Genomic DNA, 23384 nt, shown 5'->3' with positions numbered 1-23384 from the left:
CGCTAGCTAGGAGAAGAGAGAAGCAATGCCAAAACGTACAGATATAAAGAGTATTCTTATCCTAGGCGCCGGCCCAATCGTGATTGGTCAGGCATGTGAATTTGACTATTCTGGCGCACAAGCGTGTAAAGCGCTGCGTGAAGAAGGCTACCGTGTCATTCTGGTGAACTCTAACCCTGCCACCATTATGACTGATCCAGAAATGGCCGATGCCACTTATATCGAGCCGATTCACTGGGAAGTGGTCCGTAACATTATTGCTAAAGAACGCCCAGATGCGATTCTGCCAACCATGGGCGGCCAAACCGCACTGAACTGCGCATTAGAACTTGAAGCCAAAGGCGTACTGAAAGAGTTTAACGTCGAGATGATTGGCGCGACTGCCGATGCTATCGATAAAGCTGAAGACCGTAGCCGCTTTGATAAAGCGATGAAAAGTATTGGTCTTGATTGTCCACGCGCGGGCATTGCCCACAATATGGACGAAGCTTATGGCGTACTTGATCAAGTGGGTTTCCCTTGCATTATCCGCCCATCCTTTACTATGGGTGGCTCAGGCGGCGGTATCGCTTACAACAGGGAAGAGTTCGAAGAGATTTGTTCACAGGGCTTAGAGTTATCGCCAACGAGTGAACTGCTGATCGACGAATCACTGATCGGTTGGAAAGAATACGAGATGGAAGTGGTCCGCGATCGCAATGATAACTGCATTATCGTCTGCGCCATCGAAAACTTCGATCCTATGGGCGTGCACACGGGCGACTCTATTACAGTTGCACCCGCGCAAACCCTGACTGATAAAGAATACCAAATCATGCGTAACGCCTCTATGGCCGTACTGCGTGAGATTGGTGTTGAGACCGGCGGTTCGAACGTACAGTTTGGTATTAACCCGAAAGATGGCCGTATGGTTATCATCGAGATGAACCCACGGGTATCGCGCTCTTCAGCATTAGCATCAAAAGCAACGGGTTTCCCGATTGCGAAAATCGCCGCTAAGTTAGCAGTTGGTTTCACCCTTGATGAGCTGATGAACGACATTACTGGCGGTCGTACGCCAGCATCATTCGAGCCTGCTATCGATTACGTTGTGACTAAAGTGCCACGCTTTAACTTTGAAAAGTTTGCCGGCGCGAATGACCGCTTAACCACACAGATGAAGTCTGTGGGTGAAGTGATGGCGATTGGCCGTACTTTCCAAGAGTCACTGCAAAAAGCCTTACGTGGTTTAGAGGTTAGCCGTAACGGTCTAGATCCTGTCACAGATATGTCTAAACCTGAGGCGATGTCGCGAATCCGCCACGAGCTGAAAGAGCCTGGTTGCGACCGTATTTGGTACATAGCCGATGCGATGCGTGCGGGGCTGAGCTTAGATGAAATCTTTAAACTGACCAATATCGACCCTTGGTTCCTAGTGCAAATCGAAGAGCTGGTTCAGCTCGAAGGCGTTGTCGCTGAAGCGGGTCTGGCGGGTTTGGATATCGACTTACTGCGTAAGCTTAAACGTAAAGGCTTTGCCGATGCGCGTCTGGCCGATGTATTAGGCGTGAACGAAGCCGAAGTGCGTAAGCTGCGTGATAAGTTCGACCTGCACCCAGTCTATAAGCGTGTGGATACCTGTGCGGCCGAGTTTGCAACAGACACGGCTTACATGTACTCAACGTATGAAGAAGAATGTGAAGCTAACCCATCGACCCGTGACAAAATCATGGTGTTAGGTGGCGGGCCAAACCGTATCGGTCAAGGTATTGAGTTCGATTATTGCTGTGTGCACGCGGCGTTAGCGCTACGTGAAGACGGTTATGAAACCATCATGGTGAACTGTAACCCTGAAACCGTTTCAACCGACTACGACACTTCAGACCGTTTGTACTTCGAACCCGTCACACTGGAAGACGTATTAGAAATCGTCCGTATCGAGAAGCCAAAGGGCGTTATCGTGCAGTACGGTGGTCAAACGCCATTGAAATTGGCCCGTGCCTTAGAAGCCGCTGGCGTACCTGTGATTGGTACTAGCCCAGATGCCATCGACCGCGCCGAAGACCGTGAGCGTTTCCAGCAAGCGATTCAACGCTTAGAGATGAAGCAGCCTGAAAACGATACCGTGACTACGGTTGAAGGTGCTGTGATTGCCGCTGAGCGTATCGGTTATCCGTTAGTTGTGCGTCCATCCTACGTACTGGGCGGCCGCGCGATGGAAATCGTCTACGACAAGCAAGATTTGCTGCGTTACTTCAACGAAGCCGTGAGCGTATCGAATGCATCGCCAGTACTGCTCGATCGTTTCTTAGATGATGCGATTGAAGTGGATATCGATGCAGTATGTGACGGCGAAATCGTGGTGATTGGCGCGATTATGGAGCATATCGAACAAGCGGGTGTTCACTCAGGTGACTCAGGTTGTTCGCTGCCTCCCTACACGCTAAGCCAAGAAATCCAAGATCGCATGCGCGTTCAAGTCGGTAAGTTGGCGATGGAACTCGGTGTTGTCGGTCTGATGAACGTACAGTTCGCCGTGAAAGATAACGAAATCTATATGATTGAAGTTAACCCACGTGCTGCCCGTACTGTACCATTTGTGTCCAAAGCGACTGGTGTGCCTTTAGCTAAGATCGCCGCGCGTGTGATGGCGGGTCAAAGCTTAACGTCGCAAAACTTCACTAAAGAAGTGATCCCACCTTTCTACTCAGTGAAAGAAGTGGTGTTGCCCTTTAACAAGTTCCCAGGTGTTGACCCACTGTTAGGCCCAGAAATGCGCTCTACCGGTGAAGTCATGGGCGTGGGCGATACGTTCGCCGAAGCCTATGCTAAGGCGCAGTTAGGTGCGACTTCTGAGGTGCCTAAGTCGGGTCGTGCATTATTGTCTGTGCGTAACAGCGATAAGAAACGCGTTGCCGATTTAGCGGCTAAGTTAATTGAGCTCGGTTATCAAATCGATGCGACTCATGGTACTGCGGTTATCCTAGGCGAAGCGGGTATCAACCCACGTTTAGTGAACAAGGTGCACGAAGGGCGTCCACACATTCTCGATCGCATCAAGAATGGTGAATACACTTATATCGTGAACACTACCGAAGGTCGCCAAGCGATTGAAGATTCTCGTCAATTGCGCCGCGGTGCACTGCGTTACAAAGTTAACTACACGACGACCATGAATGCTGCATTCGCCACTTGTATGGCCCATGCCGCCGATGACCGTACTAACGTGACGTCAGTACAAGAACTGCATCTGCGCGTACTGGCTAAATAAGCTATAGCGTTAATGTTGTTAATTAGAGGGCCGCATAATTTAGGTTATGCGGCCTTATTATTTCGTCAATTTTGAGCGCTTCGTTCATTTTATCTTCTACTTAGATTGCCTGAGAAAACTATGCCTGCGCCAGCCAATAGCCTTGCCAAAGTCGATACTTTTATTGCGCCGCCTTGCCTCGGGCAAATACGCGTGCTCTATCAAGATAGCGATATTCTACTGATTGATAAGCCGAGCGGATTATTGAGTTTGTCGGGAAAGAATCCGCTGAATCTCGACTCGGTGCATTATCGTTTAGTGCAGGATTTTCCGACGGCCACTTTGCTGCACAGGCTCGATTTTGGCACTTCCGGTATCATGCTGGTGGCGCTGAATAAAAGCGTGAATGGTTTGCTGACAAAACAGTTTCAGGCGCGCACGGTTGAAAAGCGTTATACCGCCTTTCTGCACGGGCATTTAGCCGCTGACAGCGGGGTGATTAATCTGCCGATCGCTAAAGATAGCGACCATTTCCGACTGCAGAAGATTTGCCATAGCACAGGCAAAGTTGCGATCAGTGAATATCAGGTGCTGGAACGATTAACCGAACCTTTCGCCACGCGGGTCGAATTTACTCCGGTTTCTGGTCGCACTCATCAGCTGCGGATCCACAGTCAGCAATTGGGTCACTCAATTTTAGGGTGCGATCTCTACGGCGGCGTGGGTGAGGGCGTGACTGATAAGGCTGATGCAGATGAAGCTGATATCACTAATACGACGAGCAGCAGATTAATGCTGCATGCGACCCGCTTAGCGTTTAATCATCCTATCACGGGTGAGCGTATCGACTGGGTTTGTGAGTGTCCTTTTTAAGCGCTTTTAAAAGAGCAATAGAGTTTAGCTCTCAGCATTCAGCACTTAGAATTTAGAGCAATGGGTTTAGTTGCTAAACCCGATACGTTCGGTTTGCATGGGCGGCGCATCGTTGGGGAGCCAAGTACGGTAAATCGTTGCGAAGGTGCCATCTGCTTTTATCGCTTCTAGGCTGTTTTTCCACTGTTCGATCACATCATTGGGCGTGCCTTGTGAGAAGGCAATGTAAAGATGATTAGCACTAATCGTGAAGAGCGACTCTACATCATCAATGCTCGCGCCTGCATCCGACAGAATACTCGGCGCGGTGAGATTGGCATTACACCAAAGATCGACACGTTGCTTCATCAATTGTTTGGCACTCAATAAGGGCTCGGATGAGGCCGCAACATTCGTAAATCCCAGTTCGAGCAATAGGCGTTCTTCCACCGAGGCACGATAGACACCAATTGCCTTAGCCGTCTTTGCATCATTTATAGTGGTTATTTTTATACCGCTATTTTTTAAGGCATAAAAATTAGTCGTGCCGACAGCAACAGGCCCAATCATAGTAAACATTTGCTCCCTTTCTGCTGTGCGCGTCATAGTAAACAACACAGTATTAGGTTGCTCGGTCAGCATTTTCCAGCCGCGAGCCCAAGGTACGACCTTGATTGGATCTGGGTTGTTTATGCGCTTTTGAATTTCTTGTACTACCTGTACAGCTAAACCATCGGGTTTGCCATCGACAGAAAAGCTGATTGGTGACCATTCTTCGGTATAGATGTTGAGCGGCTGCGCGCGAAGAGAAACTGCGCTGCTAAGGGTGAGTGATAACAATAAACTTGTGACTAATTTCATTAATAACCCTAAAAATTAGAATGTTATAATTGAGTCTCACTGCTTGCTCTTGAAACGATTAAAGATGAAGGCTGTGCTTAAATCAAGTATAGCTAGGGGTTCATTTTCTAAGATTAAATTTACTATACCGTTTTGAACGATAAAAAAAGAGCGCTTGTATGGCGCTCTTAGGCAGGCTTATTTATGGGTGATAGCTTATCTTTCTGTGCCTATATATCACGCTCGATATACATCTCGCATAAGGTTATCAATGCAATGTACAACACGCATACTGGCGTCTTCCATTGAGTGCAGTTGTTTGACCATCTCAGGCAAATTACCTTTTTGTCTCGCATTGAGCGCCGCTTTTCCTGCCTCGTGTACCGCTTTATGTGGTGCATCTAATGCTTTGAAGTTACTTAAATGCTGATAATTCTCGGCACCAAATCCTTTGAAATACCATTGCCCTAGGCGGCACTCAGTGTGTGAGTTCACATTGTGGTTATGCTGTGGTTTTTCAATTAATTGATAAACGCTACTTTTCCAGACTGCGTGGTCGAGCTTAGTGGTATTCAAGAATGACGCTGTGGCTGCGTTATGGATAACGTGCTGCATTTGTTTTGAGCGTTGCAGGACATCTTCAACGACTTGGCCAATTTGGGTTGATGAGGTGGCTACATCGACTGCACTACTTTGATTATTATGAACAATTTCTTTAATCTCAGCCGCTTGCGCGACGATTTGTTTCACGAGCTTTTCAATATGGCTACTGGCTTCATGGGCTTTGCTTGCAAGTTGGCGCACTTCATCGGCCACCACGGCAAACCCTCGTCCCGCTTCGCCTGCACGGGCGGCTTCAATGGCGGCATTCAATGCCAGCAAGTTTGTTTGTTCTGAAATTCCTTGAATTGCCGCGACAAATTGATTGATTGAAGAGGTCGTAGCATCGAGTTCTGTGACAGCTTTCATGCTGTTCGATGCTTGATCATTAATATAAGTCGCTCTAGTGCCTAAATTGGCAATGGCCACCCGGGTTTGATCAAAAACTTGATTGAGTTCAGACAGTGATTCTTTTTCCGCAGAGAGTAATTCGGCACTGCTGGCTAAGCCTTCGCGCACGGCATTAAGCATATCTCCGCCTTGGTTTTGGCAGGCGATCACTTCAGTGTAGTGGTCTGCATTTTGGCGCGACTGTTGCTGCATGGTCTCATTTTCACGGATCATGCCACGCAGTTCATCTATTTCATTTTGGTGTTGGCGTTCTAGTTGGATGAGTCGCTCTTTAAGCGCCTGGTTTTCAGCTTTGAGCTGGGAATTAAACCACATATAAAACCTCTCAAGTCGCTAGGACTATCACTATTGCTTATCGACTTACTGTGACTGGGCTCAGCGGTAAATACTGCAATGTTAATAAAAAGTAAAACGATTCAGGTATGGAAATATTAACTGATCTTTAAGCTTTATTCTTAATTTTTTTAAGGTTATTGAAGCTTTTATGCCTTGTCATAAATGGGTTAGCACTATCGAATGATAAGTGAACCACGCTAAGGTTAACTTAGCTTGGTTCACTTTGAGGTCTTAGGTTTATGGCATAGGTAAGTCGAGCACCACAGTGGCTATGCTGAAATACACGAGCACGCCTATGATGTCGGCGATGGAGGTGATGAGTGGCGCACTAGCGGCTGCAGGGTCCATCTTTAACTTGCTCAGTAAGAAAGGCAGAGACATACCAATCAAGCTGCCAATAATCACCACAATTTGCATTGTGAGTGCCACAACCAGCGCGATTTCAGGTCCGCCGCGCCAAAATCCTAGCAAGGACACTGCAGCTGCCATGCTGGCTCCTAATAATCCGGCGACAAATAACTCGCGCCCTAGCATAGATAACCAATCCTTGAGAACCACTTCCCCTGTGGCTAGGCCGCGTACCATTAAGGTCGACGATTGTGAGCCCGCATTGCCGCCGCTATCGATCAGCAGAGGTAGGAAGAAGACTAAAGAGACATAACTGGCAATGGTGTCTTCGAAGAAGGCGATCCCCGCTCCCGAGAAAATATTACCAAAAACCAAGATTACCAGCCAAACTACGCGCTTGCGGTAAAGTAAGCCTATGCTGGCAGTTTTAAGGTTATGGTCAATATTGCCGATGGCCGCAGTTTTTGTGAACTCAAGATCCGCCTGTGAGCTGGCGATATCCATAGCATCATCATAGGTGACGATACCGACGAGCTGGCCTTTGCCATTGACTACTGGCAGCGCCATTAAGTCGTAATGGGCGATCATCTGCACCGCTTCTTCGCGAAAGGCATTGGCATCGAGCGCGACAGGATCGGGTTTCATAAAGTCGACCACTCGCTCGTGTGGCTGCGCCAGTAATAACTGCCTTAAAGATACAGTTCCTATTAAGCGGCCTAACATATCCACCACATAGGTTTGATAAATCGTTTCTTTATCAGCAGCTTCAGTACGCAGAGTATCAATTGCTTCTGCCGCAGTATGGCGGCTATTCAGTAATGTGTAATCCGAGGTCATGACCGCGCCGACTTTAGCTTTATCATAGGCGGCGAGGGTGCGCATATCTTCCCGTTTGGCCAATGCTAGCGCAGGTAAAATCGCCGCTTGCTGGGTTTCATCGAGCAGATTATAGAGGTCGGCACGTTCATCTGCAGCCATGTGAACCAGTAGCGCAGATAGCGTGGTTTTATCTAATTGCTGTACTAAGCTGGCTTGCAATTCATCGGTCAGGTAGCGAAACAAATTGGCGCAAACCTTAGGTGAGGCCAGTTGCAATAATAAGACTTGTTGAGCTTGATTAAAGACGTTAAATACGGCTGCAATATCGGCAGGGTGGCGTTTTTCGGCTAATTCAGCCATGGCGCTGGCACTGCGTTGCTCGATAATCATTTGCAGGTTATGGATGATTTTTTTAGTGTTGTTTGTGCTGTTATTCATGTTCATAGTTCATTCTCTCAACGATCTAGTGACCAAAGTAAAAGGTGATGTCTGCGCCAAGTTGCAGCGCGTTGCCACGAAGGGCATTGCCTAAGCTCAATTCCAGCTGTAGCTGTTGTTGCGGCGAGTGTTGATAAGCGAACTGATAGGCAGTCTCGCTCAATTCTTTTTGATAAATCTCGGCTATCACGCGATGGTGACTACTGAGTTCATACGCTGCCGCGATACCCACAAGCAATTGGGTTGATTGATTAAATTCATGGGTAAAACCTAAATTGGCATAGAGACTGACATCAGAATCGCTTAAGGTTTTGCCAAAAATGCCGAAGACTTCGGTGGCTAATTCGTTACTGGCATCGAGGTTTTTCTGCAAGTTGATCACCAGTGCGCTGTGCCAATCATCCTGTTGCTGCTCTGAATCTGAGTGGGAGTTTACGTTGAGCGGCAGCTTAATGCCGACTTCAGCTTGCTCCTCACGAATATCGTCATTGGCATTGGACGCTAATCCTAAATGCCATTCCCATTGATTGCGGCTGCAAGTCGTGGCCGCGTTTAATTGTGGGCGAGCATGATCCGACCTAGGTTGTTGCCAGCCCATTTCTAATTCACAGCGCTCTGCGAGGGCAGGATCATCCACTTCGAGATGGGATGCCGCCGCACTCATGCTGTAGTACAAGCTGATACTTGCGCAGGATAAAGATCGCAAAATTGATGTGTTGTTTATGTAAGCCATATTTAGGCTCCTCAGATGTAAACCCATAGATGTAAATCCATAGGGAAAACGAAGTCCACTGAGGCAAAAAACTTGCTTTGAGATGCAATAAATACACATAACTGAACCCCAGCAAAATGCTGGAATTGCTAAAGCGCAGCCATAGGCTCAGGCTTATTGTCTGTGATTGATATTTTGGGGGAGGCTGAGTGAAGAATGGTTCACACTACTACCCTGCTTAGCAGGTAGCAGTAAATATTGCGGGCTAGTGCTAGGCGTTAAATCCTGTCTTTTGGACAGGGCATCTACTGTCGCTTATGTGTGTGCCCACAGTGGGTCTCCGCAATGATTAAAGTCGCCACATTCTAAGGGACTGAAATGTAAAGTCAACCGCACATGTTATTACATATGTTTTTGTTTGAATTTACACTTTAAGTAAAAGTTAGTTTTATGATCATTCTTGGGCTTGCGTGATTTTGTTGGGAGTGCTGATGGTTTTGTGTACTAATCATTGTTGTGTGATTGTTTGTTTTTTTGCGGGTAGCGGTTGATTTTTGTTGTCGGATTTAACTGTGATATTGAATTGTGGTTTTTAACGGTATGACTTATCTCAGTAAGCTGTATTTGAGTCGCCAGAGATGAGTTAGCACTTTATCCATAATGGGGAATTTGGCATTAGCGCACTTCGGGTATACCCTTGTCATGCCTGCGGTGAGTCATTGTGCTCACTCAGATTAAGTCAGATTAAGTCAGATTAAGTCAGATTAAGAGAGTTTGCTGTATTCAGATTTTGGGGGATTAAGCTGTGGCACACAATATTGATGAGTTGGAATCAATGGCTGCACCTATCGATCATAAGTGCACCGCGAATATCAAGATCGCCAGTATCAATCTGTTTAACTTTATTGAGCCGCCTTTGGCTTACTATGATTTTGAAAATATCTATAGCCATGGGCAATGGCAGAAAAAGTGTCAGTGGTTGAGTGAGTTTCTCGCACATCGCCAGCCCGATATTGTGGGATTTCAAGAAGTGTTTAGCCCTGAACCGCTCAAACGAATCGCTCGCGAGCAAGGTCTAGGGTATTTTGCGGTCGTTGATGAGCCAACTCTTATCAGTGATTACATTTATCGCAGCCCTGTGGTCGCGCTTGCCTCCCGGTATCCCATAGTGGAAATCAGCAGTGTCGAACCTGATACGCGTTTAGTGGCAGCCATGGGATTATCGAGTGAATTTGCCTTTAGCCGTAAGGTGCTGCGCGCAACCGTTGAAGTGCCACACATCGGCAAGTGTGACTATTATGTGGTGCACTTTAAGTCAAAACGCGCCGGATTAGCACTTGAACCTAAGCTATTTGAACATCAGCCACTTGAAGCTAAGCTATTTAAAAATCAGCCACTTGGTTTAGATAATTTAGCGCCCGCAGCGAGCATGAAACTGCATTCAGAAACCCAATTACTCACAGAGCAAGCCTTAGGCCGCTGGGCATCCACCATGCAGCGCGGCGCGGAAGCAGCATTATTATTCAATGGCATATTGGTACGTAGGCAAGAATCTAAACATCCTGTTATCGTGATGGGGGACTTTAATGACAGTCTGACAATGGGGGCCTTAGATGCGTTAACGATACAGGGCGAGAGTATCCACAGTAATGACATTAAAGCCGCTGGCCTTGGGCATTTATCGGATGCGGCGTTAGCGGCGGTGTTTGCTCAGTATCAACTTAAAGATGCCTATGAGTTATTTATTGAAGCGAACTTGAGGGACAGTTTGACTGGCAATACCGCTTACCATAGGGAACACAGAGCGGCGACCCATTACTATGGTCCTAAAGGTTCAGTGCTGGATTATATTTTGCTTTCGAGTGAGTTTGATGCGAGCCATGGCCGCAGTTTAGCGCAAGTCGTAGATTATCAGACCTGCGATAGACACTTAGTCAGACCTGAATATGAACGCGACGCCTACAGTACTGACCATGCGCCCGTCATTGTTGAGTTAGCGCTACGTAGCTAAGTTCTCGTGTTTGCTTATTAATTCGTCTTATTTCAAATCATGTCAGTTGTCTTTACGGTTTTGTTAGCGTTGTTTCATTAACCATTCCTACATCATTTCGCATGAATATCATTCAGAATTAACCGTTAAAATAAGGTATGATCGGCCACCCGTGGATGATGGTAAATAAGCGCTTCGGCGTGTTCGGTACTCGCACTTAGGTGGCATTGGGTATATCATCCGTTTCCCATTTTTAGACAGCAGCCCTTTTTTAGTGGCGGCCCTATTTTTAAAGGCAACTATGGCTATCAGAATCAAACTTAAACCCGGCCGCGAGAAGTCGCTCGAGCGTCGCCATCCTTGGGTATTTTCCAATGCTATTCATAACATTAAGGGAAAACCTGAAGCGGGTGAGACAGTCGATGTGGTCGCGCATGATGGTCATTGGTTAGGTCGTGGTGCTTGGTCGCCTGAGTCGCAAATTCAAGTGCGGATTTGGACTTTTGATCGCGAAGAAGAAATTGATCGCGAGTTTTTTGCCAGACGTTTACAGCGGGCGCAAATCGGCCGTAACGATTTAATCCGCGAGCAAGGCTTAACGGGCTATCGTTTAGTGGCTGCTGAGTCCGATGGTTTACCTGGGATCACCATCGACAGATATGCCAATGTGTTGGTGTGCCAGTTACTGAGCACAGGTGCTGATCTATGGCGCGATACCTTAGTCGAGCTATTGGCTGAGCAATATCCAGATTGTGCTATCTATGAGCGCTCCGATGTGGATTCCCGTAAGAAAGAAGGCCTGCTGCCTGTTACGGGTTTACTGCACGGCACTCTGCCAGAAATGCCAGTGATTATCGAAGAAAACGGCATCAAGATCGCCGTCGATGTGATTAAAGGCCATAAGACAGGTTTCTATCTCGATCAACGTGATAACCGCGCCATTGCCGCCCGTTTCGTGAAAGATAAATCGGTATTGAACTGTTTCTGCTACACAGGCACCTTTGGTTTGTACGCCGCGAAAGCAGGTGCTGCCAGTATTGAAAACGTCGATGTGTCTTCTCTAGCCTTGGCGACAGCGCGCCTCAATATGCAAGTGAACGGTTTGAGTGATGACAATGTGCATTACAACGAAGCCGATGTGTTCAAGTTGCTGCGCCAGTACCGTGATGAAGGCAAAACCTTTGATGTGATTGTGCTCGACCCGCCTAAGTTTGCCGATAACAAGGCACAGTTAAACGGGGCTTGCCGTGGTTATAAAGACATCAATATGATTGCATTGCAGTTGTTGAATCCGGGCGGCGTGTTATTGACCTTCTCTTGCTCAGGATTAATGCCTGCGGATCTGTTCCAAAAAATCGTGGCCGATGCCGCGCTCGATGCGAAACGTGAAATCCAGTTTATTGAACGCTTAAGCCAAGCGAGCGATCACCCTATCGGTAGCGCCTTCCCCGAAGGATTCTACTTAAAAGGTCTAGTTGCCAGAGCTTGGTAAGCAAAGTGTTTGATATAAGCTGTGTGCGATGGGCAGCTGAGTCAAATAACATTGAACCCTAAAAAGAACCATAAAAAATGCCAGCCACTTTGAATAAAGTGGCTGGCATTTTTACAGCGTATTTTTTACTGTGCATTTTTACAATCAGCAGCCTTGTGACTGTGATAGGATTTTTACACTTAACTTATTTGGCAGTAAAGGTTTTTACGCCATCAGGGGTGCCAACGAGTAACACATCCGCACCGCGTTTGGCAAACAGACCGTTAGTCACTACACCGACTATCTCATTGATCTGACTTTCTAATTCTTTTGGATTAAGGATCTTAAGATTGTACACATCGAGGATCACGTTGCCGTTATCGGTCACAACGCCTTCACGGTACACTGGATCGCCGCCAAGTTTAACGAGTTGACGCGCCACATAAGAGCGTGCCATCGGAATGACTTCTACGGGTAGTGGAAATTCGCCTAGTATGTCGACTTGCTTAGTGTTATCCACGATACAGATAAACTTTTCAGCCACCGCCGCGACAATTTTCTCGCGAGTTAATGCCGCGCCGCCGCCTTTGATCATATCCATACGGTCGTTGATTTCATCGGCTCCGTCCACATAGACAGATAAACGATCGACACTGTTTAAGTCATAAACGGGAATACCCAGCGCTTTCATTTTCTGAGTTGATGCCTCAGAGCTAGAGACTGCGCCTTCGATATCGGCTTTCATGGTCGCCAGTGCATCGATAAAGTGATTCACAGTCGAACCCGTACCAACACCAACAATGCTGTCTTTTTCAACGTACTTAAGTGCGGCCCAACCGGCAGCTTTTTTCATTTCATCTTGAGTCATGTTGACATCCTGTAACGGCAAATGAGTAAAAAATTCTGGGCTTAGTATACTCTTTTCCGATAAATAATGTGGCGCAATTCCACCGTGGGTGTGATCTAGATTGCTGGCATTTTCACATTAGCAAGCAGTCCCAATAACGTAAGTAACTTAAGCAGTTAAGTTGGAAAGCATTTCGCTATACGCAACTAATCTAACTAAGCTACTATGGCAAAAGTAGAATGATTTATTGAGGATTTAGCATGGCAGGAGCGAGTTTATTAACCTTACTCGACGATATCGCATCGATTTTGGATGACGTAGCGGTAATGAGTAAAGTAGCGGCAAAGAAAACCGCGGGTGTATTGGGGGATGATTTAGCCCTCAATGCCCAGCAAGTGACGGGCGTAAGCGCCGATCGTGAATTACCCGTAGTGTGGGCGGTGGCTAAGGGATCATTCCGTAATAAGTTGATTTTAGTGCCAGCAGCAATGCTTATCAGCGCTTTTATTCCCTGGGCTGTCACCCCTTTATTAATGTTTGGTGGACTGTTTTTATGTTACGAAGGGTTTGAAAAACTGCATCACAGCTATAGCCATAGAAAAGGCCAGCAACAACACGAAACCCAAGTAGAGAAGGAGTTACCTGAGATTAAAGATTTCGCCGCCTACGAGTCCGAAAAAGTCAAAGGGGCGATTCGTACCGACTTTGTGTTATCGGCGGAAATTATTGCCATTACCCTTGGTATCGTGGCGGACAAATCCCTATCGACACAGTTTTTTACGTTAGCTGTCATTGGGATCGTTATGACCATAGGCGTGTATGGCTTAGTGGCGGCAATTGTGAAAATGGATGATGCGGGTTTGTACTTGAGTCAACGTGAAGGTGCCTCTGTATTAACTCAAATGAACCGTAAATTAGGTTTTGGTTTATTGAGTGCAGCTCCCGTATTAATGAAAAGTTTAACGATTATTGGCACGGCAGCCATGTTTATGGTGGGCGGTGGGATTTTAACTCATGGTCTACACCTAGTCGGCGAGCAAATCCACCATGCTGAACAAGCGGTTGCTGCCATTGGTGTTGTTGGACCTGTGTTTGCTGTGCTGACGCCAAGTATTCTTAATGGCTTATTTGGTGTCGTTGCTGGCGCTGTTGCACTTATTGCGATGACAGGAATACAGAAATTGCGTAGTTAACTAGCTGCGCGCATCAACCATCAAGGATGAGCACAATGAAGTTAATGAAGTACTGTGTCTCCCCTAGTAAGCTGGCTTGGTTACGTAAAGAGTTTGGCAAAGATGCCGATGGGTTAATGGCGGCAATGGATGCTGCTGGCACGGCTTATCTTGATAACCTCAATGCCTCGACTGAGCCGCTGAAAAGTGAGCGGGTATCGGCCGAGGCTGAAAATGCGATTAAAGCTAAAACTCAGCTTCAAGCGCAGCGTCAGTGGGCATATTTGTGGCTGCAGCAACGTATCGCTTTGACTACACGTATTGATGATATTGAACTTGCAGCGTTAGCTGCTTTTGAATTTCAACATGTCCGCATCGAGGTAGTTGAGCCGTCGGAGTTTAATACAGTATTAGCACTATTACAGGCTGAGCAAGTCTTAGGTTTTGATACTGAAACCCGTGCAAGCTTTGAGCGCGGCGTGCAACATCCCTTGAGTCTTATTCAAATCGCGACAGTGGATACCTGTTATTTATTTCAGCATGCCATTTTGGGTGAGCAATTCACCCAGTTAAAAGCCTTATTAGAAGATGAAACTATACTCAAAGTCGGGGTTGGTTTACGCAGTGATGCACACGCTCTCAGGCGGCAATGGGGCATTAATGTCGCCTCAACATTAGATTTAAATTGGGCACTGGCTCAACTTGGAGCGGAGAAGGAAATGGGGACGCGCCAATTAGTTGCGGCGCTTTTGGGTGTTCGTATCGACAAACCTAAAAAAGTCACCTTATCGAATTGGCAGCTCGTGCCTTTATCCAGTGCGCAAATTCATTATGCCGCCGCCGATGCCTTGGCCGCACTCAAATGCTTCAACGCGTTAATCACTCAACTGACACCCTTTTATCATGCATCAAGTGCCGCAAAAGCCGCATTATTAATTCCTTCAAGTTTGATAATGCCATTGGCGAAATATTTTAAGGATGCAGAATGAAACACAAAACCCAAGATGCCGCAAAAGTTAAAATCATGCCATTACATTCGGATGCGTGCTCGCAAGGCACCAGTACTTTAGGTTTGATTTACCGCGTACTTGGCATCTTGCTTCTGTTAAGTGTTATCACTTTTGGGATTAATGCTTGGGCATAGATAGCGGTATTGCCAGCAGTCGAAAATAAAGGACAACACTATGTTAGATGCTATTTGTGAACTCGAAACAGAGGATCATTTAATTGCGAGAACGACTTATAGTGTTTTTAAGTTTCAACAATTACCCGATGAGGATATCGAGCGTTTGCGGCAATGGTTAATTTGCCCCGCCTGCGGTGGTAAAGCATATTTCCGTAAAGCCTCAAAAGACGGTAAAGCCGCTTGTTTTGGCTCGCGATATCACCAAGCCGATTGTATTGAATTTAAACCTTCGGCACAAAAGTCCCGTGAGGAGCAAGATGCCATTGAAGTGCAGCAACAGCTGGTGGACGCCGATGCCTTAATGATCGACTTTAGCCGTAAACCTCGTCGCCATTCACCTGCAAACAAAGTTTCGACTGCAGAGGTATTAACCAGCAAGACTGAGCCAACGCCTAAATTGTCCTCTATGCCTGAGCCATCGAAAGCGTCTGTTGCATCGTCAGTGGATGATCGAATACAAGAGTCGAAAACAGGCTACCAAGTTAACACCGCTGAACATACCACTGAAAAACGAGTGCCTAGCCAAGGGCTCGAAAAGTTACTCCACAGTTTATTGCGCGGTACAGATTTAGCAAAATCGGATCTCTGGGTATACACAGACGCTGAGCGAAAATACCGTTGGCGGGCGAAGAACCTGTTTGTCAATTTTGCCGATGCGGACCCAAGCGACAATAAACCCCACATGTATTGGGGCACGATATCCCACACTGACCCGACGATGAGTTGGCTTAATCCTGCCGACAGCAAAGATATCGGCATTCCTATCGATGGGATAAAGCAACCATTATTAGCGCAATTTGAAATAGAAGATAAACGCTGCTTTGAAGGTGCGGGTTTGATTTTATTTGGTAAATGTTTTTGGAATAAAGAAAAGACCCGCAAAATTATTCAGCTATGGAATAACGATTTGCAGCGGATTTTTATCTCAAAGTTGGAAGATTAATTGGCTTTGGGGAGAGAAATTAAAAAGAGGGGAGAAAAGGGGCGATTCCCGACGCACAAAAGCGTTACAGCAAAAGTCCCTATCTATATCACGCTGATGAAAGCGCTTACTTGCCGCAGCACTTCTTGAATTTTTGACCGCTACCACAAACGCAAGGCTCGTTACGATTCGGTTTTTTCTCGAAAGTCGTGGTCTTAGGCTTATTTAATAAACCTTCTAATTCAACAATATCTTCAGCGACGTCGGCATTGACTTCGATATTGGCGAGCAGTTGGTGTTCGGCAACTATCGCGGCAACTTCGAGTTTACGCGCTTCGTCGGCAACAATTAATTGTAATGGTAATGCTTCTGTACCCGGTTTAGCGGCACGCTTAGTGTTGTAGCCATAGCTTTCGTGCTTCGGCTTAGGGGTTTTACGACCCTTGAAGAAAAATTTGTCAGACATGAGTGGTTCCGTCGAGCTGTGTATGAAATTGACGATGCTTATACTATAAAACGCCGATTTTATAAATCGAACTCAGATCTTTTTTCGATAAATGCGCGTCTTTAACCCTTAAGAACCTCAAAATGGCCGAAACGGCACACTTATTCGACGTCATCAAACTGATTTGTTGTGGGATCATTTAGTCGAGTTACTATTAACCTATGGGCTCTAAACTAAGTATCTACTACGTCATTAAGCTAATATGCGATGGCTTTTTAATCTCAGTGGCAGTTAAATCAACAGCAATAGCCTAACTTGTTTGAAAAACCTTCAGTTAATGAGTTTTGCCATAAAAAGTACTTTACCTTTGGAAGTGCTTTTAGCATAATGCCCCACGTCAACAGGGGTGTAGTTCCAATTGGTAGAACAGCGGTCTCCAAAACCGATGGTTGCGGGTTCGAGTCCTGCCACCCCTGCCAAATAAAACAACGGCTTGCATAGAAATATGCGAGCCGTTTTATTTTGTGTTGAATAAAACGAAAAAAATGATTTTGCTTGGATTGAATAACTCGCCATTTTTTAACGCTACCAATTGCCGGTACTATTTCCATTTTTTTGTTGTAACCCTCCACATAACTGCGGCTTGTAGGCTATTTGCTGTCAATGCTTGTTCATCAAATAGGTTGTTGGCGAAGTCACTAATCCGCCAGTTTCTAGCCTGATAATCGATGCTAAAGCGAGTTACCACATAATCATCTGCAACTGTTATCGCCGTTATAAATTGAGCTGCCTGTGCTATCAAAGTCTTGGCTGTGTTCGAAATAAGATAGGCCAATCAAAGCCACGGTTATTTAAATCAAAACGGTATTTCTCCCATCTAAAATTTACCAATGTGTGACTGTTTGTGCCGTTACCTGTGTAAAAGTTTGCATCGAACCTTTGTCCATCATGAACCCGCAGTACATTGATCAAGCCTATTAGCCGTCAGAAATGAGTATTCCACGACACTTTATTTTTTGTTCATCTTTGGGATCTTAGTTCCAAAATCTAAGATTTAGTTTGAATTGAAGGTCATAACAGTACAATATAAGGATTATATTGAATGCATCTTAAGTGTGTTCGTCATCGTTCTGCTACTCGGCTAACAACTATGCTAAATATTGATGATCCTACACAAACCGAACGTACTCACGCGTTATGGCGCTTAGGCTTTAGACCTTTTTTCCTTGGGGGAGCAATATTAGCTGCGCTATATATCCCTTTGTGGCTATTAACTTGGTTTACTCCCCAATATAGCTTTTTCCCTTCATCCTTTTGGAGCCAAATATTGCCGCTATGGTGGCATCCACATGAAATGTTGTTCGGTTTTGCTATGGCAATTGTGTGTGGATTTTTGCTGACAGCCGTTCAAAATTGGACCAACCAACCTACATTAAAGGGATGGCCACTTGCATTGACCTTTAGCTGCTGGTTACTTGCACGATTATTACTCTTACTCCCAATGCAGGTTCCGCTCATTTTGCCCGCCTTGTTTGATTCATTGTTCCTTGGTATGGCAAGCCTTACCCTATGGCGCTGCATTTATAAGGTGAAGCAATGGCGCAATATTGGTTTTCCGATCATGTTGTTTGCTGCACTCGTGATTAACAATGTCAGCTATTACGCCCTTTTTGAGCGCGACTTTATTCTTGCCAACCAGATCTGGCAGGCGATGTTATGGTGGTTAGCCTTACTTATCACCATAGTCGGTGGGCGTGTCATTCCATTCTTTACCGCGATGCGCATTAAGGCCACCAAAGCAGAACCCTTAACTTGGATTGAATACCCGCTGATCCTGACAATGATCTTGCTCGTCATTCAATCACTCATCCACCTTATACCTCTGGAAGTCGAGCGAGGCTTACTGCTCATTGCAGGGCTCTTGCAGCTGGTCCGATTTGCACGCTGGTTACCCCATAAAACACTGAAGGAACCTATGCTGTGGTCCTTGCATCTTGCCTATTTAATGTTGCCACTCAGCCTGTTAGCCATGAGTTGGTATCTCGATAATGAATATGCCTATCGCAGTTTGCTTCACCTATTTGCTATTGGCTGTATGGCTACCCTGTGTCTTTCGATGATTTCCAGAGTGTCACTCGGGCACACAAGTCGAAATATTTATGAGGGCCCTAAGATGATCTTGGCATTTATTTGCCTACCGTTAGCGGCACTGCTCAGGGCGCTAATGCCCATCTGGTTTCCGGCCCACACCCAAGTCTGGTTATGGTTGGCTGGCAGTTGCTGGTTTATCGCATTTGCACTGTTTGTATGGCATTACTTGCCGATACTTTCTCGCCCCCGTATCGATGGGCGCCCAGGTTAATATTGATGTTAGGACAAAAGGATACAAAGTGAAAACTTATTTGAAAACAGTTACATTGCTAAAAATGATTTGCTTGCTCGCCATAACTACATGTACATCTGTAGCGGCTTCCGATACTAGCAATCAACAAAAATACCCTAACCAATATCAATCTTGGCAAGCGACCTCTGAACAGGTCGAGCGCGAGGATATGCTCGCCAATTATCCCGCCAGCATCATACTCTGGGCAGGATCTTCCTATGCCAAAGAGTACCATAGCCCACGTGGACACCATTTTGCCGTTGCTGATGTGACGCATACTTTACGTACAGGTGTCCCCCCTAAGGCTGGAGAGAAAGGATTATCCGCCAGTTGTTGGACCTGCAAGACACCGGATGCCCCTAGATTGATTGAACAACTGGGATTTGAAGGATACTCCGCTAAAAACTTTACCGATCTGGGCAAAGAGATCCAAAGCGTAGTGTATTGCAGTGATTGCCATGAATCTGGCACTAATAAGTTAACTTTACCTCGCCCCCATGCCCAAGAGGCTATGGCTAAAATTCACCTGCCATTCGATAAACAAGATACCAATATGCAAGGTGCGCAGGTATGTGGTCAATGTCATGTCACTTACTATTTCCGTCCGGAAAAAAGTAATGTTGTTAATATTCCCTGGATTTTTGGCAGCACAGCCGACGATATTGAAAAATATTATGACACTCGCCGCTTCTTCGAATGGATCCATCCTCTTTCGAAAACGCCCGTACTCAAAGCACGTCATCCTGAGTTTGAACACTGGAGTCGCAGTAAACATGCCGAAGTCGGTGTCACTTGCATTACCTGCCACATGCCTACTCAGCAGGATGCAAAAGGTGTTGAATTTACTAGCCATAAAGTTGATAAAGCTTTACCGCATTTTGATAACAGTTGCAGTGGCTGCCATAGCAGTAAAACCAAAATTGAAACCAAGCTCGCGGCCAATAAATTAACGATTGAGACCAAAGCCCGCGAAGTTGAAGCTCTGCTCGTCAAGGCTCACTATGAAGCCAAAGCGGCATGGGATGCAGGTGCTAAATGGGAGAATATGAATGAGCCCATTATGGCGATACGACACAGTCAGTGGCGCTGGGACTTTGCCATGTCCTCACATGGTTTGTATGCACATAATCCACAAGAAGGTAAGCAGCTTTTAGATAAAGCCATCGAACAAGCGAACGAAGCACGTCATCTGCTCGCTGGAATATTGAAGCAACTTAACGTGACTCAAGTTACTTATCCAGATATCAGTACTAAGGAAAAGGCCCATCAAGCGATAGGGTTAGTTGAATCGGATTTAATCAAAGAAAAACAAAAGTTTATTGAAGAGGATGTTAATAAAAACTGGCACCCTGTCGCAAAATATGGTTACTAGTTTATTAACGGGTAGCTGATAATTTGAGGGATTTTATAGCTCAAAAGCGAGAGGAAGCTCGAGTATTTATGCTTTGATTCAGTGAGCGTTATGCCAACAAGGCTTGGTCGGTTCTACAGCGATGCTCATCTTCCTTTGCACGAGCAATAACTGCAGTCGAAATGATTCATGTCATTTCGGCTGCAGTTATTGCTCATTGAGATGTTGGTCTGTAACGACAAATTAATCACTGTAATCTGTGTCAGATATCTGTAATTCAGTTTTTTAATGCGTAGAAAGCCGATCCTACTTTGAGGCAACTGATTGATGAAATTCTATTATTTTGGTTGGCTGCCAAAGTGATTGGTTTCGGTGCGAAACTAAAACCAATGTACAACTCTGTTCGCAAATAGCCTTGGCTACGCGCTTTTCTGTCTCTTCATCCAATGCCGAGGTGGCCTCATCCATTATCAGAATCGGTGCATTTTTGATAAGCGCGCGTGCTAAGGCAAGCCTTTGGCGTTCTCCTCCCGATAACCCTGCGCCTTGCAAGCCGACTTCTTGGTAAATGCCCAGTTTTGATCTGTCTAATACTTCATCCAGCGCCACTTGGCGTGCCGCTTTATCTACGGCTTGATCGTCGGCATCTGGGTTACCAATACGAATGTTACTGGCAATGGTGCCTGTAAAGATGAGTGGATCCTGCGGCACATAGGCGAAAAAGCGGGCAAGTTCAGCGGCGGGGATTGACGTGAGTGAAACCTTGCCCAAAGTGATCAGGCCTAGAGTGGGATCATCAAAGCGCATCAATAACTTAAGTAAGCTGGTTTTACCTGAACCGCTCGGGCCACAAATCAGCACGCGTTCACCTGGCTCGATAGTGGCATTGATATTTTGCACCGCAGGGGGAAATGTTACGTTATTCAATTCGATTGTATGATTGTTCGGTGTCTTTTGTTGCGCTTGGCTTGGCTCTTTGAGCGTTGGCGCATGAGTCGCTTGTCGATAGTGTTTAATAGCCGCTAACTGATCATTAATGCTTATTGCCGCCACGGCGAGAGTTTCAAGTGGCGCCGCCGCGCGCATGGTCAACATCAAAACAGCGAGCAGCATTGGCGTATTGTTTATACCGGATAGCACCAGATAGAGTGCCATGCCTGCAATAGGTAAAAAGCTGGCGATAGCCGACAGTAATGTTGCTATAGCAGCGGCGCGATTAGTTCGTTCCAGTGCGATTTCTTGTGTTTGCCAGTTTTGCTCCAACCGTGTTGTTGCGCCGCTATATCCTGCTGCTGTGCGCAGTAACTCTAAGTGGTCGATAAGTTCAAGGGTTGACTGCTCTGCTGCCAATTCAGTGTTGTTTCGGTCCATATCTGCGCGGGCAAGGGCTCGTTGCGCCACACTCTGAATCACAAATGACACGAGCAACAAGCTAGCCAACATCAGTACCAGTGGTATGCCACCGATCAATCCTATGCCAAAGGTAATGCAGAGCGGAATAAGCGGTGCATGAATAAATACCTGAAATTGATGTGCCGGAATACTCATAAAGCCAGGAATGCTCCGAGAGACAGTTTCTATGAGTAGTGTCCTGACACTCGGTGTAAACCAAGATAGTTTAGCTTGTTGCATGGTCGTGCCTAATGCACTGTAGAGCGCATTGGCCAGCCTTGCGCCAGCCCAAAAACCTGAACGCGAAGCCAGTATTGTAGTGAGTATGGTTATTGCGGCAATCGATAGCACTTTTTGCGGTGATTGCTGCTCAATAATGGCTAAAGCCAGTTGAATGTAGCATGCGGCTTCCAATATGGCCGCCACAGCCCAACCGCAGGCAACAGGTATTAAGTGCTTTATGGCTGCGTAATCTTGGGGACGATTTATCATTGGCTTTCTCCTTCCCTGTGATGCTTGAGTGCGAGCTTGTCATCCGCCAGATCGGCAAGCGCTAAGTCATGGGTGACCATCACAATCGTTTTGTGGTTTGTTTTTGCGTGATGTCGTAGTGCTGTGAACACGTTAAACGCCGTTTCGCTGTCTAGGGCCGATGTGGGTTCATCAAGCAATATCACCCTAGCGGGTGAAAGAAACACACGGGCAAGATTAACGCGTTGTATTTCACCGCCAGACAGTGTGCTTGCATGAGTATTTAAGGGTTTGTCCAATTGCGCGCAGTGTAATGCTGCTAAGTAATCCTCATCCGTGGCATCAGGTGCGGTGAGTGCGAGATTGTCCGCGATGGAGGTTGCCAACACCCCCGCACTTTGCGGTAATAGCATGATCGCGCGATTAATCGAGGCTTCATTCATCTCTTTGAGTGCCATACCAGCGAGTCGAATATCTCCGGCATGTAGCGGCTCCATGCCAGCTAATAAGCGCAGTAATGTGGATTTGCCAACACCACTGATCCCTGTAACTGTCGTCACTCTGTCAGATCTAAATTGATAGTTAATGGGCACAGATTGATTGCTTGTAGACAGTGAAGGCACAACATTCGTGAGGGTGAGCGGCATAGGTGTATTAAGCTCAATATTGCCGTTACCAACAGGAACTCTCGATTGCTCAAGAAAATCCGTTAGTCGCTGAGCTGCAGCGCGGCCCGTGGCAAGATAATCAAGCCCATGCCCGAGCTTTAGGGCTGGCGTGACTATGGCCAGACTGAAGAACAAGGCTGCAGCAAGGTTTTCTGGCGGCCATTCATACCCGATGGAATAGACAATGGCAAAAGTACAGACAGCCTGCAGTAGTGATGTGGCCACGGCGACTGAAGTTGATACCTTGCTTACCCCAGAATTCAGATAATAACTGCGACACTCTAATCGAGGTGTAGAAGAAGCCAACTGCTGAAAAGTGGTACGCTTTATCTCGCCAAAGTAAAAGAGTATCACCATGAATTATCAACAATTGACCGAAGCAAGACGATACCAGATTTCCGTACTGTTAGAACAGGGCTTTTCGATAGCACACATAGCTAAATGCATTGATTGTCATCGCTCTAGTGTCTATAGGGAAGTTAAACGATGCCAAGGGCAATC

Annotated in this window: 19 protein-coding genes and 1 tRNA gene; 12 read left to right on the top strand and 8 right to left on the bottom strand. The window is 46.3% G+C overall.

The window, feature by feature from the left end:
* Nucleotides 1-25 precede the first annotated feature (25 nt).
* Nucleotides 26-3250, top strand: a complete 3225-nt coding sequence (gene carB, locus L5M10_RS19190) for a carbamoyl-phosphate synthase large subunit (RefSeq protein ID WP_105251663.1) — start codon at nt 26-28, stop codon at nt 3248-3250.
* A gap of 120 nt (nt 3251-3370) precedes the next feature.
* On the top strand, nt 3371-4102 hold the full coding sequence (locus tag L5M10_RS19185) for an RluA family pseudouridine synthase (RefSeq protein WP_263255757.1): 732 nt from the start codon (nt 3371-3373) through the stop codon (nt 4100-4102).
* A 66-nt stretch (nt 4103-4168) separates the two neighbouring features.
* Here the strand turns inward: L5M10_RS19185 and L5M10_RS19180 are convergent, their stop codons facing one another.
* The 4 genes from L5M10_RS19180 to L5M10_RS19165 all read right to left on the bottom strand — a co-directional run bounded on the left by L5M10_RS19180 (nt 4169) and on the right by L5M10_RS19165 (nt 8606).
* Entirely contained in the window at nt 4169-4942 is a 774-nt protein-coding gene (locus tag L5M10_RS19180) for a substrate-binding periplasmic protein (protein ID WP_198571775.1), read from the bottom strand.
* Nucleotides 4943-5158: 216 nt separating this feature from the next.
* A complete protein-coding gene (locus L5M10_RS19175) occupies nt 5159-6247 on the bottom strand; it encodes a methyl-accepting chemotaxis protein (protein WP_173243184.1) in 1089 nt (362 codons plus the stop codon).
* Nucleotides 6248-6505: 258 nt separating this feature from the next.
* On the bottom strand, nt 6506-7879 hold the full coding sequence (gene mgtE, locus L5M10_RS19170) for a magnesium transporter (protein ID WP_173243187.1): 1374 nt from the start codon (nt 7877-7879) through the stop codon (nt 6506-6508).
* Between the two features lie 19 nt (nt 7880-7898).
* On the bottom strand, nt 7899-8606 hold the full coding sequence (locus tag L5M10_RS19165; protein ID WP_263255756.1) for a hypothetical protein: 708 nt from the start codon (nt 8604-8606) through the stop codon (nt 7899-7901).
* A gap of 784 nt (nt 8607-9390) precedes the next feature.
* Between L5M10_RS19165 and L5M10_RS19160 the strand changes: the two genes are divergently transcribed.
* Together L5M10_RS19160 and L5M10_RS19155 are read left to right on the top strand one after the other, a co-directional pair.
* The gene (locus tag L5M10_RS19160; protein WP_263255755.1) at nt 9391-10596 is read left to right on the top strand and encodes an endonuclease/exonuclease/phosphatase family protein; all 1206 of its coding nucleotides are present in this window, start codon (nt 9391-9393) and stop codon (nt 10594-10596) included.
* A gap of 280 nt (nt 10597-10876) precedes the next feature.
* Complete coding sequence (locus L5M10_RS19155) at nt 10877-12067, top strand: class I SAM-dependent rRNA methyltransferase (RefSeq protein ID WP_012090004.1); 1191 nt, start codon at nt 10877-10879, stop codon at nt 12065-12067.
* A 184-nt stretch (nt 12068-12251) separates the two neighbouring features.
* Here the strand turns inward: L5M10_RS19155 and rpiA are convergent, their stop codons facing one another.
* Nucleotides 12252-12914: a ribose-5-phosphate isomerase RpiA gene (gene rpiA / locus L5M10_RS19150; protein WP_028761507.1), complete on the bottom strand. Its 663-nt coding sequence runs from the start codon at nt 12912-12914 to the stop codon at nt 12252-12254.
* A 239-nt stretch (nt 12915-13153) separates the two neighbouring features.
* On the opposite strand from rpiA, the gene L5M10_RS19145 reads away from it, so the two are divergent.
* From L5M10_RS19145 to L5M10_RS19130, 4 genes are read left to right on the top strand one after another with little or no spacing between them, the layout of a single operon-like run.
* Nucleotides 13154-14086: a DUF808 domain-containing protein gene (locus tag L5M10_RS19145; protein ID WP_131523208.1), complete on the top strand. Its 933-nt coding sequence runs from the start codon at nt 13154-13156 to the stop codon at nt 14084-14086.
* 35 nt (nt 14087-14121) lie between these two features.
* Nucleotides 14122-15054 carry a 3'-5' exonuclease gene (locus tag L5M10_RS19140; RefSeq protein WP_131523209.1) on the top strand — a complete coding sequence of 311 codons (933 nt, stop codon included), beginning with the start codon at nt 14122-14124 and terminating at the stop codon, nt 15052-15054.
* Nucleotides 15051-15209 (top strand): hypothetical protein, encoded by a 159-nt coding sequence (locus L5M10_RS19135; protein ID WP_263255754.1) that lies wholly within the window; start codon nt 15051-15053, stop codon nt 15207-15209. The genes L5M10_RS19140 and L5M10_RS19135 overlap by 4 nt, the downstream gene beginning before the upstream one ends.
* A gap of 40 nt (nt 15210-15249) precedes the next feature.
* A complete protein-coding gene (locus tag L5M10_RS19130; protein ID WP_263149148.1) occupies nt 15250-16194 on the top strand; it encodes a hypothetical protein in 945 nt (314 codons plus the stop codon).
* 106 nt (nt 16195-16300) lie between these two features.
* Here L5M10_RS19130 and L5M10_RS19125 read toward each other — a convergent pair whose 3' ends face one another.
* On the bottom strand, nt 16301-16639 hold the full coding sequence (locus tag L5M10_RS19125) for a PBPRA1643 family SWIM/SEC-C metal-binding motif protein (protein WP_263149149.1): 339 nt from the start codon (nt 16637-16639) through the stop codon (nt 16301-16303).
* 381 nt (nt 16640-17020) lie between these two features.
* Between L5M10_RS19125 and L5M10_RS19120 the strand changes: the two genes are divergently transcribed.
* The 3 genes from L5M10_RS19120 to L5M10_RS19110 all read left to right on the top strand — a co-directional run bounded on the left by L5M10_RS19120 (nt 17021) and on the right by L5M10_RS19110 (nt 20373).
* Nucleotides 17021-17097, top strand: a tRNA-Trp gene (locus tag L5M10_RS19120).
* A 671-nt stretch (nt 17098-17768) separates the two neighbouring features.
* Nucleotides 17769-18980: an NnrS family protein gene (locus L5M10_RS19115; RefSeq protein WP_263146834.1), complete on the top strand. Its 1212-nt coding sequence runs from the start codon at nt 17769-17771 to the stop codon at nt 18978-18980.
* Nucleotides 18964-20373: an ammonia-forming cytochrome c nitrite reductase subunit c552 gene (locus tag L5M10_RS19110; RefSeq protein ID WP_263146835.1), complete on the top strand. Its 1410-nt coding sequence runs from the start codon at nt 18964-18966 to the stop codon at nt 20371-20373. Before L5M10_RS19115 ends, L5M10_RS19110 begins: the two co-directional genes overlap by 17 nt.
* Before the next feature lie 285 nt (nt 20374-20658).
* Here the strand turns inward: L5M10_RS19110 and L5M10_RS19105 are convergent, their stop codons facing one another.
* Together L5M10_RS19105 and L5M10_RS19100 are read right to left on the bottom strand one after the other, a co-directional pair.
* Nucleotides 20659-22236 carry an ATP-binding cassette domain-containing protein gene (locus L5M10_RS19105; RefSeq protein ID WP_263255753.1) on the bottom strand — a complete coding sequence of 526 codons (1578 nt, stop codon included), beginning with the start codon at nt 22234-22236 and terminating at the stop codon, nt 20659-20661.
* Nucleotides 22233-23240, bottom strand: coding sequence for an ATP-binding cassette domain-containing protein (locus L5M10_RS19100; RefSeq protein WP_263255752.1), 1008 nt, complete (start codon nt 23238-23240; stop codon nt 22233-22235). The genes L5M10_RS19105 and L5M10_RS19100 overlap by 4 nt, the downstream gene beginning before the upstream one ends.
* Between L5M10_RS19100 and L5M10_RS19095 the strand changes: the two genes are divergently transcribed.
* On the top strand, nt 23239-23384 hold a 146-nt coding region (locus L5M10_RS19095; protein WP_263148938.1), incomplete at its 3' end, for a helix-turn-helix domain-containing protein. The two genes, L5M10_RS19100 and L5M10_RS19095, sit on opposite strands and share 2 nt — an antisense overlap.

Source organism: Shewanella sp. SM32, from assembly GCF_025654235.1.
GTDB classification, from domain to species: Bacteria; Pseudomonadota; Gammaproteobacteria; order Enterobacterales; family Shewanellaceae; genus Shewanella; species Shewanella oncorhynchi.
This window is presented reverse-complemented; position numbering and strand designations above follow the sequence as displayed.